Genomic DNA, 15,906 nt, shown 5'->3' with positions numbered 1-15,906 from the left:
GGATCAGCGGCCGCCGTGCCGGGCGAGGGCGTCGGCCAGGCGGCCGGCGAGCTCGAGGATGTCCATCGGCTTGGTCCAGTAGTCGTCGAAGCCGGCCTGCATGGCCCGCTCGATCTGGCCGGGCGTCGCGTCGGCGGACAGCGCGATGCACAGCGTGCCGGCCAGGGCGGCGTCTGCGCGCAGCTCCCGGACGATGTCCAGGCCCGACAGCCCGGGCAGGTTGATGTCGGTCAGCACGACCACGGGTTTCTGCGTCTTGGCCAGGGCCAGGCCGGCGCGGCCGTCGCCGGCATGCAGCACGCGCCAGTCGGGACGGTCGCGCAGGGCCTCCTGCACGAGCAGGGTGTTGAGGGGCTCGTCTTCGATATAGAGCAGGGTGTAGGCGTCCTCGGCGACGCCGCCCGCGCCGAAGCGGGAAGGGCGGCCCGGCTGCTCGCGGTCGACCTCGAGCAGGCCGTCGACGAGCTGGTGCAGGCGCTTGGCGGAGTCCAGCACCCATTCGATGCGCTCCTGCTGATGCGGCGTCAGCGGCTCCTCATGGCTGAGCAGCAACAGCTGGCTGAAGCCGATGACGGCGTTCAGCGGCGTGCGCAGCTCATGGCTGGCGCGCGACAGGAAGGCGCTCTTGGCCGCGCTGGCCTCTTCGGCGGCGAGCTTGTCGCGGCGCAGGTTCTCGATCTCGATGTGTTCGTCGACGTCGGCGATGAAGCCGTGCCAGAGCACGCTGCCGTCGGCCTGGGCCGAGGGGCTGGCGCGGCCCGAGCGCCAGGCCGGCTTGTCGGCGCCGGGCAGGCAGACGCGGAACAGGCGCTGCCAGGGCTGCTGGCGGGCCTCGGCCTCGCGCATGCCGCCCAGCAGGCCGGGCAGGTCGTCGGGATGCACGCGCTCGGCAAAGACGCGCAGGCCCTCGAGCTGCAGCGGCGCCCCCGGGCCGAAGATGTGCTCGGCCTGACCGCTGATGAAGCCAAGCTCGCCACCGCCGCCGGGGGCGCTGCGGTACTGGTAGAGCATGCCGGGCGTCTCGCTGCTGAGGCGACCGAGCAGCTCGGCCTGGGCCTGCAGATGGGCGCGGCTGGCCAGCAGGTCGACATGCTCGCGGCGATGGGCGAACCAGGCGGCGACGGCATTGGCAATGTCGACCAGCAGGGTGGCCTGCACGGCGTCCAGGCGGCGCGGCACGGTGTCGCCCACGCACAGGGCGCCCAGCGTCAGGTTGCCGAGGCGGATGGGCAGGCCGACATAAGCGCGCAGCCGGGTCTCGCCGATGACCCAGGGACTGGTGGCGAAGCGCGGGTCGGCCTGGGCGTCGGGCACCTCGAACAGGCCGTCGCCGAGGATGGTGTGGGCGCAGAAGGAGGCCTCGCGCTCGCAGGCGATCACCTCGGTGCCATAGCGGGCCTTGAACCACATGCGGCGCTCGCCGACGAGGCTGATCAGCGCGATGGGATAGCCCAGCAGATGGGCAGCGCAGCGCACCAGGCCATCCAGCACGGCATCGTGCTCGGGCTCCAGCGGCGGCTCGCTGAGGCCGAGTTCGGCCAGGCATTGCAGACGCAGGGCTTCGTCCAGGGGAGGTTCGGCAGCATTCATGGGGGCAATCTAGGTGCCCACCTCTCCTGGCGATGCCGGGAGTTCTTGATGCGGGACGTCAGGCTGTTTGAGCAGACCCCTCGCCCAGTCCCGCCCCGCTGCACGCGGGCGCGCCCGGTCGGTCTTGCAGACCGCGCTGCGGCAGTGCCGCAGCCCTTCGGTAGGCACATGCCGCCCACTGGGCGCCATGTGTCCGGCCTCAGCCCCCGAGGGGACGGCGATGCTTGGCGGATCGACCGGCAAGCACATCGCCCAAGGCGGGCCGGCTAGGGGCGGCCCGGCGCTCGGCCCGCAAAGACCCAAGTCAGGCGTCGTTGTTGACGAGGCCGTGACGGATTGCCAGTTTTACCAATGCGGTCACATCGGGGGCTCCTAGCTTGGCCATCAAGCGGCTGCGGTAGCTGTCCACCGTCTTGGGCGACAGGTGCAGGGCGGTGGCGATCTCGGTGCTGGAGTGGCCGTCGACGACCATGATGACGACTTGGCGTTCGCGCACCGACAGCGTGGCGAAGGGGTCGTCGCCTGCGCCTTCAGCCAGGGCCCGGGCGGCCAGTTCGGCGACGCCCTGGCCGAGGTGGCGGCGGCCGGCGCGCAGGGCCTCGATGGCCTGCAGCAATTCCTCGGACGGCGAGCCCTTGAGCACATAGCCGCAGGCGCCGAGCTTCAAGGCCATGCCGACATGGCGGGGCTGGGCCGACATGGTCAGCACCAGCGGCCGCACGCTCAGGTGGCGGCGCTGCAGCTCGGTCAGCAGCTCCATGCCGGAGCGCGGGCCGATGGACAGGTCGACGAGGACAATGTCGGGCGCCAGCTGCTGCAGATCGGCCAGGGCGGCGGTGATGTCGCCGCTGTCGCCGACGACCTCGTGGCCGGCCTCGGTCAGCAGGGCGCGCAGGCCCTGGCGCACCATGGCATGGTCGTCGACGAGATAGACGCGGGCGGCTTGTGTCATGTCAGTCGATGCCTGCGGGCCGAGCGACGGGCCGCTCCCTAGCCGGCCCGCCTGGGGCGATGTGCTTGCCGGTCAATCCGGCAAGCATCACCGTCCCCTCGGGGGACCGGCCAAGTATTTCTTGGACGAGGGGCTTCATTCTCTCCAGCGCAGCGTCAGTTGCGTGCCGCCGCCTTCGCGCGGCCCGAGTTCCAGCGTCGCGCCAATGGCGCGGGCGCGTTCGCGCATGCCGATGAGGCCGAGGTGGCCGGGGCGACGCTCGAAGCCAGCGTCCAGGCCGCTGCCGTCGTCGGCCACGCCGAGCTCGATCTCCTCCGCGCAGCCGTAGAAGCTGATCCTGACCTCGGTGGGCCGGGCATGGCGCAGCGCGTTTTCCAGGCCTTCGCGGACGATCATGAACAGAGCGTACTCGACCTGCACCGGCCAGCGCTGCATCAGCAACTCGTCCTCGGCATCCAGCACCAGGCGCACGCCGGGATGCAGGGCGCGGCGCTGGGCGAGCTCGTTGTCCAGCGCCGCGGCCAGGCCTTCGTCCTCCAGCAGCGGCGGGCGCAGGTCGACGAGGACCTGGCGCACGTCGCGCAGGGCCTGGTCGATGAGGCCGCGGGCCTGCTGGCGGGCCTCGGGGGCGCCCAGGTCCAGCATCAGGCGCAGGGCCGTCAGCGTCTGGCCGAGCTGGTCGTGCAGGGCCTGGGCCAGGCCCTGGGTGGTGCGCCTTTCCTGGTCCATCAGCTGCTCGGCCAGGGCCGACAGCGCCGCCTCGGCGTCGATCTGCACCGAGATGTCGACCACCACGCAGAGCAGCAGGGCGCGGCCCGCCAGTTCCAGAGGCTCGGCGACCAGCTTGGCATGCAGGTGGCAGCCCGACTGCGGGCGCAGCTCGCGGTCATCGATCTCGGTGCGGCCCTCCATGCCGGGCAGAGGCGCCATGCCCAGGGCGGCCGCGCTCTGGCCGACGACGGACAGGGTCGGCCAGCCGAGCAGGCGGCCGAGTTCGTCGTTGGACTCGATGACGGTCTCGCTGGCGGCGTCGAACAGTGCGATGCCGACTGGCACGGTGTGGAAGAGGGCGCGGAACTTGGCCTGGCTGTCCACCAGCGCCTGCTCGGTGAACTTGGGCAGGGTGATGTCGGACAGCGTGGCCAGCACGCGGGCCGGCTGGCCGCGGGCATCGCGCTCCGTCCAGCCGCGGCAGCGCAGCCACCGGGGCGCGGGGCCGGCCAGGCGCAGGTCGATGTCCAGCGGGGCGCCATGCTGCAAATGCGACTGCAGCGCCGCCCGCCATTGGCCGAGGTCATCGGCGTGCAACTGATCGGCGAAGCGGCCGGGGCGATCCAGCAGGGTCAGGGCGCGCGGGGACAGGTACTCGCTGTCGGCGGCGATGTCCCACTCCCACAGGCCGTCGGCAGCGCCCTGCATGGCGCGGGCATAGCGGGCCTGTTCGGCGTCGACGCTGCCGAGGTCGCGGGCCATGCAGAGCCAGCCGGTGCCGTCGGGCAAGGGCGCGATGCTGGCCTCGAAGCGGGCGATGCGGCCGCCCTGGGTGCGCAGGGCGTAGCGCAGGCGCTGTGGGCTGGTGGTGCAGGCCGCGGCGAAGCGCTGGGCCAGGGCCGGCGGGCCGATGCTTTGCAGCGGGCGGCCCTGCAGCGTCGCCCAGGGGGCGTGCAGGTCAGCGTGGTCGGGGCGGTTGCAGGCGGTGAAGCGCAGGTCTGGCGCGATCAGGAAGCACAGATCGGGCAGGGCCGCCGCGATGGCCGGCGCGGCCTGCTTCCAGGGCTCCGGCGCGTGCATCTCAGTGGTATCCGCGACGCATGGATCTTGCGGGCCGAGCGCCGGGCCGCTCCCTAGCCGGCCCGCGCTGGCGATGTGCTTGCGGCTCAATGCCGCAAGCATCGCCGTCCCCTCGGGGGCTGAGGCCGGACACACGGCGCCCAGTGGGCGGCGTGTGCCTGCCGAAGGGCTGCGGCTCATGCCGCAGCGCGGTCTGCAAGACCGGCCAAGGTAGTCCTTGGACGAGGGGCTCCATCAGCTACAGCGTACCGTAGCTGTGCAGGCCAGAGAGGAACATGTTGACGCCGAGGAAGGCGAAGGTCGTCACCAGCAGGCCCACCAGGGCCCACCAGGCCGAGGCCATGCCGCGCAGGCCCTTCATCAGCCGCATATGCAGCCAGGCGGCGTAGTTCAGCCAGACGATCAGGGCCCAGGTCTCCTTGGGGTCCCAGCTCCAGTAACCGCCCCAGGCCTCGGCGGCCCAGAAGGCGCCCAGGATGGTGGCGATGGTGAAGAAGGCAAAGCCCAGGGCGATGGCCTTGTACATGAGGTCGTCGAGCTGGGGCAGCTCGGGCAGGCGCGCCGTCAGGCGGCTGCGCAGGGCCACGGCCAGGGCCAGGAAGACGGCGACGGCGGCGATCTTGCGCGCCCAGCCGTCCAGGCCGGCGAGGGTGGCGGCATCGACATTGGCGCCAAAGCGCACCGCCAGGATCAGGGCGACGATGCCCAGCGGCATGGCAATGAGGCCGATGACGAGGGCGCGTGTCGTCGCCGTCTTCAGCAGAAAGGCCAGGGCCACCATGGCCGCCAGCGCGAAGCTGCCATAACCGACGAAGTTGGCGGGCACGTGGATCTTCATCCACCAGCTCTGCAGGGCCGGCACCAGGGGCTGGATCTCCTGGGCTTCGCGGGCCAGGGTGTACCAGAGCAGGAAGCCGACGGCGGCGCTGACGACCAGCATCACATAGGCGCCCAGGGAGCGTGTCGCGAAGCGCTGCTCGTAGTAGAGGTAGAACAGCGTCGTCAACCAGCAGAACAGCACGAAGACTTCGTAGAGGTTGCTGACCGGGATATGGCCGATGTCGGGGCCGATCTGGTGGCTTTCGTACCAGCGCACCAGGGTGCCGATCAGGGCCATCATGACGCCGCCCCAGGCCAGCTTGGAGCCGACCACCTCGGCCGTGCTGTTGTTGCCGGCGCGGGTGAAGAAGCCGCCCCAATAGAACAGCATGCTCATGGTGAACAGCAGGCTCATCCACAGGATGGCGCTCTGGCTGGACAGCATGTACTTGAGCCAGAAGACCTGCTCGCCGGCGGCGAGATCGGCACCGAAGCCGTCGGTGTGCTGGCCGTAGAGGGCGATGGCCGCCAGCGTGGCCGCGCCGACAGCAACGCTCAGGGTGCGCAGCGGCTTCCAGAACCAGCCCAGGGCGATCAGGGCCGGCATGGCGCACAGCAGGATGCCCTTCTCGTAGACATCCATGCCGGCGTGATAGCGGCTGAAGGCATAGCCGCCGCCCAGCAGCACCAGGGCGGCAAAGATCCAGTCCAGGGCGTCGCGGCGCTGCAGCGCGTGGCGGCGCGGCAGGTCGAAGGTGGTGGTGTTCATGTCAGTTCTCCATTCCGCGCGATGCTTGCGGGCCGAGCGCCGGGCCGCTCCCTAGCCGGCCCGCCATGGCGATGTGCTTGCGGCTCAATGCCGCAAGCATCGCCGTCCCCTCGGGGGACCGACCGGGCGCGCCCGCGTTCAGCAGGGCAAGACTGGGCGAGGGGTTTCAATTCGGGTCCTTCAGTACTGCGGACTTCAGCTGAGCGAACAGGGTAGCGTTGTCGGGCGATTCACGCGTGCTGGACATGGCCATGCGCACCTGCGAGCTGGCCGGGTCGGCGCTGGGCGCGATCCAGACCCACAGCCGCCTCTCCTTGATATAGAGCATGGCGAAGACGCCGATGATGAGCAGAATAGCCCCCAGATAGACCAGCTTCTGGCCAGGGGCGCGCGCGACCTGGAAGACGCTGGCCTGTACCTGGTCGAAATTTTCCAGCTGCAGCAGCATGGGCGAGGGGTAGTAGAGGCTGTCGGACAGGGACAGCACGGCCTGGGTCATGAAGGCCTGGGCGGCGGCGTCGGTGGTGCTGGGTTTCAGGCCGGCACGTTCGCGCGCCATCTGTTGCAGCTCGAACAGGCTGCCGTTGAGGATGCGCAGCAGCACTTCCGACACGCGCTGGCGGTCGGACTCGGGCACGTCGCGCTCGATGAACTGCGACAGGGCCGGCAGGCCGCCCTTGACCTCGTCGCCGGGCTTGGCCGCGGCGCCGGAGAACAGCGTCAGCGCGCGCTGGGCCGTGAGCTTGAGCTGCGGCGTCAACTGGGGCTGGTTGGCGGGCGTGGCCGACACCGCGTAGCGCTCGGCGGCAGCGTCGCGCAGGGCCGGCGTGGCCAGGGCCTGGCGCAACCTCAGCCAGCCCTCCAGGCTGGCGTTCTCGTCGGCCGGCATGCGCAGATAGCGGAAGCTGTCGGCCGGGGTGTCGCGCACGCCGGCGAGGAAGACCTTCTGGCCGTCCAGCTCCACGGGCAGCATGTAGTTGTTGTACTCGCGGGCCTGGCCGGCGGCATCGCGCAGCTTGTAGCTGAAGCTCGGGCCGACGTTGTGCAGGGCCTTGTCGCCGCTGGACTTGGCGCCGCTGCCCAGGTGCTTGCCCAGGGTCTCGCCGAGGTCGACCTTGCGCACGTCGGCGCCGCTGGCATTGCCGATGTCGCCGCCGGCCAGGTTCTCGACATTGATGACGCGCAGGCCGTCCAGCTCCAGGGTCTGGTCACCGAAGGCCAGCTTGGTGCCCACGCGGCCGGTGATGGCGACGGGCGTGCTGCCGCCGGCCAGCGGGAAGCCCTTGAGCCGCAGCTGGCTGCCGCCATCCTCGAAGCTGCTCTGGTAGATGGCCAGGCCATTGTGGATGACGGGCTCGTTGACCTTGACCGTGGCCTCACGGGCCGTCGCGCCATCGTGGATGACGATGTCGCTGGCAAAGCTCTTGGGCATGCCGGTGGGGTAGTAGTCGACGCTGAACTTCTTCAGCTCGATGTCGAAAGGCAGGTCCTGCAACACGACGCCGCTGGGCAGGCTGAGCACGGCGATGCCCTGGCGCTGCTTCTCGGCGACCGACACATTGCCGCGGAAGCTCGGGTTGGCGGTCGACAGCCGATGCTCGGGCCTGATGTCCGACACGAAGCCGGCGCCGGTGTAGAGCTGCTTGCCCTGCACCCACATGGCCAGCTTGACCATGGCATTGCCGTCCAGCACGCCGCCGACGAGGATGAGGACGATGGCCGAGTGGGCGCAGAGGTAGCCGATCTTGTTGGCCGCACCCTTGCGGGCCGCGATCATGGTGCCGTGCTCGCGCTGCTGCACCCGGGCCTTCCAGCCCAGCTGGGTCAGCGTCTTGCCGATCTCGGCCAGGGCCATGGGCGGGCTGCTGGGCAGTTCGCCGATGGCCTTGTGGTGGTGGGCCTGCAGGGACTGCTCGCGCACACCTTCCTTGTAGCTTTTCAGGTCGACCAGGATCTTGGGCGTGTTGCGGGCAATGCACAGGCTGGTCGAGACGACCAGGAAGGTCAGGATGACCAGGAACCAGGGTGCGCTGTAGACGGTGTAAAGCCCCAGCTTGCCGAACACCTCGGCCCAGAAGGGGCCGAACTGGTTGACGTAGTTGCCCATGGGCTCGCTCTGGCGCAGCACGGTGCCGATGACCGAGGCGATGCAGATCACGCTGAGCAGCGTGATGGCAAAGCGCATGGACGACAGCAGGTCCAGCAGTTCGCGGGCGGCGGAGGAGCGGGGGAGGGCAGCGGCTTGGGACATCAGGCGCTAAACGGATGCTGGGGCTGGGCGGAAACAAAAAAGGCCGGTGGAGTTCACCGGCCTTCGTTCCTCAAGGCAAGCGCCGGGTTCAGCGCAGACCTGCAATGTAGTCGGACACCGCCTTGATTTCCTTGTCGTTCATCTTGGCGGCCACGGTCGTCATGACCGGGTTGTTGGTGCGGGTGCCCGTGCGGAAGGCCGTCATCTGGGCCTCGACATAGTCGCCATGCTGGCCACCCAGACGCGGATACTGGGCCGGCAGGCCGGAGCCGGTCGGGCCATGGCAGCCGGCGCAGGCCGGCACATTGCGCTCGGCGATGCCGCCGCGGTAGATCTTCTCGCCCAGGGCGACCGTGTCCTTGTTCTTGGCGAAGCCGGGCTTGGCGGTCTTGGAGGCGTAGAAGGCGGCGACGTTGCGGATGTCTTCTTCCGACAGCGGGGCAGCCATGCCGCTCATGACGGCGTTCTTGCGCTTGCCGCTCTTGAACTCGGCCAGCTGTTTGGCCAGATACTCGGCGTGCTGGCCCTGCAGGATGGGGTTGGCCGGGCTGCCGCGCGAACCGTCCGCCGTGTGGCAGGCGGCGCAGACCTGGGAAGAGAGGGTGCCGCCCTTGCCAAGGTCGGGCTTGGCTGCTGCAGCGGCGGGCTCGTTCGCATGAGCCGTGGCGGCCAGCAGCAGACTCGACAGGAGGAGAGCGACAGTCTTCATGGATTTATGGGGCTTCGTTGGGCGCAACTTTCGAATTTTACAATGCTCAATCACAGCGTCCGACCCTGCCATGACCAACGAAATCCCTGAGGCTGACCTCGCGCAAGCCTTCACCGAGAAGCAGGCCCTGGCCTGGACGCATACCGCGCGCTTCCTGACCACCGCCAGCCAGCTGGTGCATCTGCCCGCCACGGAGCTGCCCGAGATCGCCTTCGTCGGCCGCTCCAACGCCGGCAAATCCACCGCCATCAACACGCTGGCCCAGCAGAAACGCCTGGCCTTCGCCTCGAAGACGCCGGGCCGCACCCAGCACATCAATCTCTTCGAGCTCGGCCCCAAGGACGCGGCCGATGCCCTGTTTGCCGACCTGCCCGGCTATGGCTATGCGGCCGTCAACAAGTCGGCCAAGCTGCGCTGGCAGAAGGTCATGGCCGACTACCTGGAGGTGAGACGCAGCCTGTCGGGCGTCGTGCTGATGGTGGATTCGCGCCTGGGCCTGACCGACCTGGACAAGCAATTGCTGGAATTCGTCGCCGCCCGCGTGGCCACCGGCGAGATCAAGCTGCTGGTGCTGCTGACCAAGTCCGACAAGCTCAACCGCAAGGAGGCCGATGCGGCCCTGCGCAGCACCACCGAGTTCCTGGCCGGCCTGACGACGGAGACCTCCGACGTGGCGGTGACGCTGTTCTCGGCGCTGAAGAAGAGCGGTGTCGGCGACGTCGCCCTGGCCCTGCACGAGTGGACCCATGCAGCCGCCGCCGCCGCCGAGGCTTGAGCGGCTGAGCTTCACGACGGCGCCCGGCGTCACGCTGGCCTGCCGCGCCTGCGGCCCGCCGGACGCGCCGCGGCTGCTGTTCCTGCATGGCTTTCCCGAGGCGTCCTTCGTCTGGGAGACGGTGATGGCCCGCTTCGGCCAGCGCTGGCGCTGCCTGGCGCCGGATTTGCGCGGCTATGGCGAGTCCAGCGCGCCCAGTGACGTGGCGGCCTACCGGGCCAAGCATCTGGTAGCCGATCTGGCCGCGCTGGTTGCCCAGACCGGCCCGGGGCCCCTGCACGCTGTCATTGCCCATGACTGGGGCGGTGCCCTGGCCTGGAATATGGCGGCCCAGCGGCCCGATCTGCAGCAGCGCCTGGTCATCATCAACTCGCCCCACCCGGCGCTGTTCCTGCGCGAGCTGGCCCACAACCCGGCCCAGCAGGACGCCAGCGCCTATATGAACGACCTGGCCGCGCCGGAGGCTGAAAGCGTCTACGCGGCCGACGACTTCGCGCGCCTGTTCGAGCTGCTGACCCACCAGGGCGGCAGCGAGGCCTGGCTGGACGAGGCCGAGCGGGCGCGCTACCGCGAGGTCTGGTCGCACGGGCTGACGGGGGCGCTGAATTACTACCGCGCCTCGCCGCTGCGCCCGCCGACGGCCGACGACCCCGGCGCCACGGCCGTGCAACTGCCGCCGGAGCTGGTCACGGTGCGCGTGCCGACCCTGGTGATCTGGGGCGAGGCCGACACGGCCTTGCCGCCGTCATTGCTTGACGGGCTGGAGGTCTATGTGCCCGAGCTGCGCGTCGAACGCGTGCCCGGCGGCACGCATTGGCTGCTGCACGAGCAGCCGATGCGGGTGGCCGATCTGATCGAGAGCCATCTGGCCTGAGGGCTCAGCCCCCGTCGAGGTCGCTCATCAGCGTGTCGACGGCGCGCTGGACGACGTTGTCGTCCTCGAGGGCCGTGATGAGGCCGTTGGACAGCAGGGCCTCCAGGGCGCGGCGGGTCAGTGGCAGGCGCTCGTCGGAATCGCGGCCGACGAAGAGCAGGAATTGCCGGCCTTCGCTGATCCAGGCGATCTGGGCCGTATGCCAGTCGCCCTGGATGAAGAGATGGAACCAGCGGCCGATCTGCAGGCCGTCGATCCAGCGCTGCAGGGCGGCGCGGGCGTCGGGCGAGTCGTGCTCGTTGTAGAGCTGCACCGGCACGGTGGGCAGCTCGCCGCGATCGACGTCGGCGCTCAGCCAGTGCGAGGGTACCTGGGAGTCGCGCTCTTCCATCAGGCGCTTGACGATCTCGTCGGCGGAAGCCGGCGCACTGCTGGCCGCCGACGAGGCGGGCGGCGGCGCGGCGGGGCGGCGCTCGGAAGGGTCCAGGGCCGGCAGGCCGCGCAGCAGGCGGGCATGCTGGGCCATCAGCTCGGACAGGGCGGGTTCGCGCTTGACCTCGGACAGCTGGATGCTGTCGCAGCCGGTGACCAGGCTCTCGATGAGGACCGGCAGGCGCATGCGCAGGGCCTCGCGGTCGGCGAGGTCGCGCGGCGTGACGAGGCTGTCCAGCACCGCGTCGACCATCTCCATGGCGGCATGGGCCTCGCGCGAATCGCGACCGTGGCGCACCATGGCCGCGACGATGACATCGACCCATGCCGTCTGCAGGAAGCGGTGCACGCGCGGGCCGAGCGGCGCGCCGGCGATCTGGTGGTCGATCTGGTCGCGGATCAGCTCGCGCCAGTCGCTGCGCTGCTGTTCGCGCTCGAGGGCGGCCAGGGCGACGGCATTGCGCTCGCTGCTCTGGCGGGCCTGCTGGTCGATGTGGGCGTCCACGCGGGCCAGCACCTGCTGGAAGAGCAGGGCGGTCGGCGTCGGCGCGTCCACCAGCAGCTGGGCCTCGGCCTCCATGAAGCGCAGGAAGTCCACGAGGCGTGGGTCGTCGGCGCGCTCGAACACCATGCCATGGGCGGCGACGCGGTTCAGCAGGGCCCAGGTGGGGTGGTCCTGGCGGCGCAGCAGCATGGAGTCGGTGCGCGCCAGGCGCACGACGGCGATCTGCAGGCGGGCGAGCAGGGCCTTGAGCGGCGGCAGCAGGCGCGGGTCGGCCAGGATCTGGTCGTAGAGCCGGCTCAGCATGTCCGGCCCGGTCGTGCGCACGAAGGGCGCGGGCGCCAGCGGGTCGCGGTGCGTCAGCGGACCGTGGGAGCTGAGCCCCTGGGGCCGGGAATTGACGGCATCGACGCGGCGCGACAGGCCGTCCAGGGTGCCATGGGCGGTGGGCCGGGTGCTGACGCCGCGCGCCGCCGCCAGGCGCTGGTGGGCCAGCGGGTCGCTCTGCGCATGGCCGTGGGAGGCCACCATGTCGCTGATGTTGGCGGCGTGCAGCGTGGCGCAGGCCTGGGTGTAGAGGCGGTTCAGGGCGCGGGCCAGCGGTGTCGCTGCCACGCGCATCAGCTCGTACTGGGCCTGGGCGCCCAGGGGGCTGGACGCCAGCGCATGGTGCAGCGCATGGGCGAACAGCGCCGGGCGCAGCGGGTTGTCGCGTTCGCGGGCCCGGGCGATGCCGCGCAGGGCGGCGAAGAAGTTGCCGATCTGGTGCAGCTCGGCGCGGCTCAATTCCTCGGCCGCATGCGCGACGTGGGCGATGGCGACGTCCTGCAGGGCCTGCTGTTCGTCGACCAGGCTGAGGCTTTCGAGGCCACCGAACTGGGCGGGCGCGCGGTGCAGCGGGTCGTCGCCGCGGCGGCCGGCCTGCAGCAGCTCGATGAGCCGGCCCTCAAAATCGGTCACGAAATGCGCGCGCACCTTGCGCCAGGCCTCGCGCAGCGGAAAGTGCTGGGGCTGGGCATCGAGCTCGTCCTGCACGCTGTTGAGCAGGTCGCGGGCCAGCGGGCCGGCTTCGGTCAACGCGTGGTCGAGCAGATCGTGAGGATGCGGGCTGAAGGGCATGGACGCTATCGGGGGGCGTGATGAGATTATCCGGCGCCAGGCTGGTGCGTTCCGGCGTGTTGCCCCTTCTTACTGACCCCCCAACCGCATGGCAAACGCCGCACTTCAGAACCTTTTCACGCTTTTCCAGGCCGGACGGCATGCCGAGATGGCCGCCCAGGCCCGGACCCTGCTCGTCCACTCTCCCCAGGATGGCGAGCTGTGGAAGGCTCTGTCGGTGGCCCAGCAGATGCTGGGCGAGGACGCGCTGCCGGCCCTGGAGCGGGCCATGGCCCTGCGGCCGGGCGATGCGGAGCTGGCGGGCAATCTCGGCGCGCTGCTCGCTTCGCGGGGGCGCTGGCCCGAGGCCAAGGCGGCCTATGAACGGGCGCTGGGTTTGCAGCCACGCCTGGCCGGCGCCCACAACAACCTGGGCAATGCCCTGCTGGCCTTGGGCGCGCCGGCCCAGGCCCTGGCCGCCTTCGAGACGGCGCTGGCATTGCAGCCCGCCCTGGCAGCCGCCTTCGGCAACCGCGGCCGGGCGCTGCTGGCCCTCGGGCGCCACGCGGACGCGGCGCGCGCCTTCGAGCAGGCCATAGCGGCGCAGCCCCGGGATGCCGGGCTGCGGGCCCACGCGGCGATCGCCTGGGCCGCCGCCGGGCAGGCCGGCGCGGCGGTGGCGCAATTGCGTGAGGCGGTGGTGCTGGCGCCGACTGAGGCCGCGCATCGCTTCACCCTCGGCAATCTGCTGCTGCAGACGGGAGACGCGGCAGGTGCGGCCGAAGCTTGGGAGGCGCTGCTGATCCTGGACGCGGGCCATGCCGAGGCCGCCTGCAATCTGGCGCAACTGTGGCCGCAGCGGGCCGAGGCTGTTCTGGGCGCAGCCCTGGCCGCAGGCCTGACAGGCGAGCGGCGCGCGACGGTGCTGGCCAGTCTGGGTGGCTTTTGGCTGCAGCAGGGGCGCCATGGCAAGGCGGTGGACGCCTGCCGCGGGGCGGTGGACGAGACGCCCGCGTCGCCGCAGGCCCTGAGCAATCTGGCCCAGGCGCTGAAACATGCGGGCCGGCTCGACGAGGCCGACACGGTGCTGGGCCGCCTCATCGCCCTCGAGCCGGCGCTGCCAGGCGCGCGCAGCGATCGCCTGTTGCTGCGTGCCTATCGCCAGGGGCATGCCGGCGAAGCGGCCGCGTTGCGGGCCGAGGCCCAGGCCTTCGGCCAGGCCGTCGCGGCGCCCGCGGTGGCAAGGCCTGCGCGTGCGCCGGGGCCTTTACGCGTGGGCCTGGTATCGGCCGATCTGCGCAGCCATCCGGTCGGGCGCCTGGCCGAGGCCTGGCTGCCGGCGCTGGCGCGGCGCTGCGAGCTGTTCGTCTACGCCAACCATGGCAGCGACGACGCGCTGACGCAGCGGCTGCGTACTGCCGCGCCGCGCTGGCTGGAGGTGACTGGCTGGGAGGATGCCGCGCTGGCCGAGCGCATCGCGGCCGACGGCATCGACGTGCTGGTCGACCTGAATGGCCACACCGGCGGCCATCGCCTGGGGGTGTTCGCGCGCCGGCCCGCGCCGCGCCAGCTCAGCTGGCTGGGCTATGCCGGCAGCACGGGCCTGGCCGAGATGGACGGCTTCATCGGCGACCGCTGGCTGCTGCCGCTGGGCAGCGAGGCCGGTTTTGTCGAGACCTTGCTGCGCCTGCCCGAAAGCTTCACGGTCTACGCGCCGCCGGCCGAGGCGCCCGCCGTGTCGGTGCGCGCGGGACCGGTCTGCTTCGGCTGCTTCAACGCCCTGCACAAGCTGGGTGACGAGGTGCTGGCCCTGTGGGCCCGCGTGCTGCAGGCGGTGCCCGACAGCCGGCTGCTGCTGAAGGCGCCGGGCTTGCAGCATGAGGCCGGGCGCGCGGCCCTGCTCGCCCGTTGGCCGGGCGACCCGGGACGGCTGGAGCTGCAGGGCCCGGGCCCGCTGGCCGACTATTTCGCTGCCTTCGGACAGGTCGATATCGCGCTGGACCCCTTTCCCTACAGCGGCGGCATGACGACGCTGGACGGGCTGTGGATGGGGGTGCCGGTGCTGACCCTGCCCGGGGCGGCGCCGATCTCGCGCCAGGGCCTGAGCTGGCTGCAGACCCTGGGGCTGGCGGGGGACTGGGTAGCCGTTGACGAAGACGACTATCTGCGTCTGGCGGTGCGCCGGGCTGGCGACAGGACAGGGCTGGCGACGCTGCGCGGCGGGCTGCGCCAGCGCATGACCGCCAGCCCGCTGTGCGACGCCGATCGCTTCGCCGAGGCCTGGCTGGCGCTGGTGCAGGCATGATGCGCGCCGTCACCAACCGCCCATCGCCCATGAAGCGTCTTCTTGGAATCAGCCTGGCCTGCGCCGCCACCCTCGTGCATGCAGATGACGCCGCTCCGGCCAGGCCGGATCTGCCGCTGTGGGAACTGGGCGTGGCCGCGGGCACGTTGTCGCAGCAGGCCTACCCGGGCGCCGACCAACAGGTCAGCCGCACGCTGGTGCTGCCCTATGTGATCTACCGCGGCAAGGTGCTGAGGGCCGACAACGAGGGCGCCGGGCTGCGCGCGATCCGCACCGAGAGCTTCGAGCTGGACGTGTCGTTCGCCGGCTCGCTGAGCGCAGGCGGCAAGGCGCTGCGGGCGCGCGAGGGCATGCCGCGGCTGCCCTCGCTGGTGGAGTTCGGGCCCGTGGCGCGCTGGTACCTCAACGGCCGCGAAGCGGCCAACCGGCTGAGCTTCGAGGTGCCGGTTCGCGGTGTCTTCGAAGCCAGCAACCTGCGTCACCACCGCGGCATGAGCCTGGAGCCGGAACTGTCGCTGGAGCGGCGCGAGAAGATGGGCTGGAGCTATGGCGTCAGCGCCGGCCTGCTGTTCGGCGACCGCCGCCTCGGGGCGACCTACTACACCGTCGAGCCCGGCGAGGTCCTGCCGGACAGGCCGGCCTATGCGGCCCGTTCGGGCTTGATCGCGTGGCGGCTCAAGGGCGGCGTGTCTTACCCGCTGACGCCCGATCTGCGCCTGTTCGCCATCGGCCGCGTCGACAGCGTGGCGGGCGCGGCCAACCGCGCCAGCCCGCTGGTGCGCCAGACCACCGGTGCCACGATCGGCATCGGTCTGACCTACACGCTGACGCGCTCGGCGGCCCGGGCCACGGGCGATTGACAAGAAAAAAGGGGCTGCTCGCGCAGCCCCTTCTTCTTTGAATGCTTGATCAGTTGGGGACAGGGCAGTCGGGCGGTTACGCCCGCCAGGTCTGTCCCGCAATGACAAAGCCAGTCGGTGCCAGAGCAGCCCGGGAGTACCCGGTCAGGTCTGGCACGCGAGGTCAAAAGAAAAGGGGC

At 70.7% G+C, this 15,906-nt stretch carries 11 protein-coding genes; 4 read left to right on the top strand and 7 right to left on the bottom strand.

Going from position 1 to position 15,906, the window contains the following annotated elements:
• Positions 1 to 3: 3 nt before the first annotated feature.
• From J2X20_RS09405 to J2X20_RS09380, 6 genes are all read right to left on the bottom strand, one after another.
• Positions 4 to 1,590, bottom strand: a complete 1,587-nt coding sequence (locus J2X20_RS09405) for a response regulator (protein ID WP_310263703.1) — start codon at positions 1,588 to 1,590, stop codon at positions 4 to 6.
• Between the two features lie 304 nt (positions 1,591 to 1,894).
• On the bottom strand, positions 1,895 to 2,542 hold the full coding sequence (locus J2X20_RS09400) for a response regulator (RefSeq protein ID WP_310263700.1): 648 nt from the start codon (positions 2,540 to 2,542) through the stop codon (positions 1,895 to 1,897).
• Between the two features lie 135 nt (positions 2,543 to 2,677).
• Positions 2,678 to 4,333, bottom strand: coding sequence for an ATP-binding protein (locus J2X20_RS09395; RefSeq protein WP_310263699.1), 1,656 nt, complete (start codon positions 4,331 to 4,333; stop codon positions 2,678 to 2,680).
• Positions 4,334 to 4,571: 238 nt separating this feature from the next.
• Complete coding sequence (gene ccsB / locus J2X20_RS09390; RefSeq protein WP_310263696.1) at positions 4,572 to 5,921, bottom strand: c-type cytochrome biogenesis protein CcsB; 1,350 nt, start codon at positions 5,919 to 5,921, stop codon at positions 4,572 to 4,574.
• 166 nt (positions 5,922 to 6,087) lie between these two features.
• The gene (locus J2X20_RS09385) at positions 6,088 to 8,172 is read right to left on the bottom strand and encodes a cytochrome c biogenesis protein ResB (RefSeq protein WP_310263692.1); all 2,085 of its coding nucleotides are present in this window, start codon (positions 8,170 to 8,172) and stop codon (positions 6,088 to 6,090) included.
• 88 nt (positions 8,173 to 8,260) lie between these two features.
• Positions 8,261 to 8,881: a c-type cytochrome gene (locus tag J2X20_RS09380; RefSeq protein ID WP_310263690.1), complete on the bottom strand. Its 621-nt coding sequence runs from the start codon at positions 8,879 to 8,881 to the stop codon at positions 8,261 to 8,263.
• Between the two features lie 70 nt (positions 8,882 to 8,951).
• Here J2X20_RS09380 and yihA point away from each other — a divergent pair, with 70 nt between their 5' ends.
• Both yihA and J2X20_RS09370 read left to right on the top strand, forming a co-directional pair.
• Positions 8,952 to 9,656, top strand: a complete 705-nt coding sequence (yihA, locus tag J2X20_RS09375; protein WP_310263688.1) for a ribosome biogenesis GTP-binding protein YihA/YsxC — start codon at positions 8,952 to 8,954, stop codon at positions 9,654 to 9,656.
• The gene (locus J2X20_RS09370) at positions 9,628 to 10,530 is read left to right on the top strand and encodes an alpha/beta fold hydrolase (RefSeq protein ID WP_310263686.1); all 903 of its coding nucleotides are present in this window, start codon (positions 9,628 to 9,630) and stop codon (positions 10,528 to 10,530) included. The genes yihA and J2X20_RS09370 overlap by 29 nt, the downstream gene beginning before the upstream one ends.
• A gap of 4 nt (positions 10,531 to 10,534) precedes the next feature.
• On the opposite strand, the gene J2X20_RS09365 is transcribed toward J2X20_RS09370, so the two are convergent.
• Positions 10,535 to 12,583 carry a DUF1631 family protein gene (locus J2X20_RS09365; RefSeq protein ID WP_310263684.1) on the bottom strand — a complete coding sequence of 683 codons (2,049 nt, stop codon included), beginning with the start codon at positions 12,581 to 12,583 and terminating at the stop codon, positions 10,535 to 10,537.
• Positions 12,584 to 12,671: 88 nt separating this feature from the next.
• On the opposite strand from J2X20_RS09365, the gene J2X20_RS09360 reads away from it, so the two are divergent.
• Positions 12,672 to 14,867, top strand: a complete 2,196-nt coding sequence (locus J2X20_RS09360) for a tetratricopeptide repeat protein (RefSeq protein ID WP_310263681.1) — start codon at positions 12,672 to 12,674, stop codon at positions 14,865 to 14,867.
• A 29-nt stretch (positions 14,868 to 14,896) separates the two neighbouring features.
• Positions 14,897 to 15,727: a MipA/OmpV family protein gene (locus J2X20_RS09355; RefSeq protein WP_310263679.1), complete on the top strand. Its 831-nt coding sequence runs from the start codon at positions 14,897 to 14,899 to the stop codon at positions 15,725 to 15,727.
• Positions 15,728 to 15,906 lie beyond the last annotated feature (179 nt).

This window comes from Roseateles saccharophilus, from assembly GCF_031458095.1.
GTDB lineage: Bacteria > Pseudomonadota > Gammaproteobacteria > Burkholderiales > Burkholderiaceae_C > Pelomonas > Pelomonas saccharophila_A.
Note: the sequence above shows the minus strand (reverse complement) of the source record. Positions and strands in the feature narration are given on the sequence as shown.

Excerpts from the sequence above, each read along its gene's own strand:
- J2X20_RS09405 (WP_310263703.1), bottom strand. The coding sequence starts at position 1,590 with ATGAATGCTGCCGAACCTCCCCTGGACGAAGCCCTGCGTCTGCAATGC.
- J2X20_RS09400 (WP_310263700.1), bottom strand. The coding sequence starts at position 2,542 with ATGACACAAGCCGCCCGCGTCTATCTCGTCGACGACCATGCCATGGTG.
- J2X20_RS09395 (WP_310263699.1), bottom strand. The coding sequence starts at position 4,333 with ATGCACGCGCCGGAGCCCTGGAAGCAGGCCGCGCCGGCCATCGCGGCG.
- ccsB (WP_310263696.1), bottom strand. The coding sequence starts at position 5,921 with ATGAACACCACCACCTTCGACCTGCCGCGCCGCCACGCGCTGCAGCGC.
- J2X20_RS09385 (WP_310263692.1), bottom strand. The coding sequence starts at position 8,172 with ATGTCCCAAGCCGCTGCCCTCCCCCGCTCCTCCGCCGCCCGCGAACTG.
- J2X20_RS09380 (WP_310263690.1), bottom strand. The coding sequence starts at position 8,881 with ATGAAGACTGTCGCTCTCCTCCTGTCGAGTCTGCTGCTGGCCGCCACG.
- yihA (WP_310263688.1), top strand. The coding sequence starts at position 8,952 with ATGACCAACGAAATCCCTGAGGCTGACCTCGCGCAAGCCTTCACCGAG.
- J2X20_RS09370 (WP_310263686.1), top strand. The coding sequence starts at position 9,628 with ATGCAGCCGCCGCCGCCGCCGAGGCTTGAGCGGCTGAGCTTCACGACG.
- J2X20_RS09365 (WP_310263684.1), bottom strand. The coding sequence starts at position 12,583 with ATGCCCTTCAGCCCGCATCCTCACGATCTGCTCGACCACGCGTTGACC.
- J2X20_RS09360 (WP_310263681.1), top strand. The coding sequence starts at position 12,672 with ATGGCAAACGCCGCACTTCAGAACCTTTTCACGCTTTTCCAGGCCGGA.
- J2X20_RS09355 (WP_310263679.1), top strand. The coding sequence starts at position 14,897 with ATGAAGCGTCTTCTTGGAATCAGCCTGGCCTGCGCCGCCACCCTCGTG.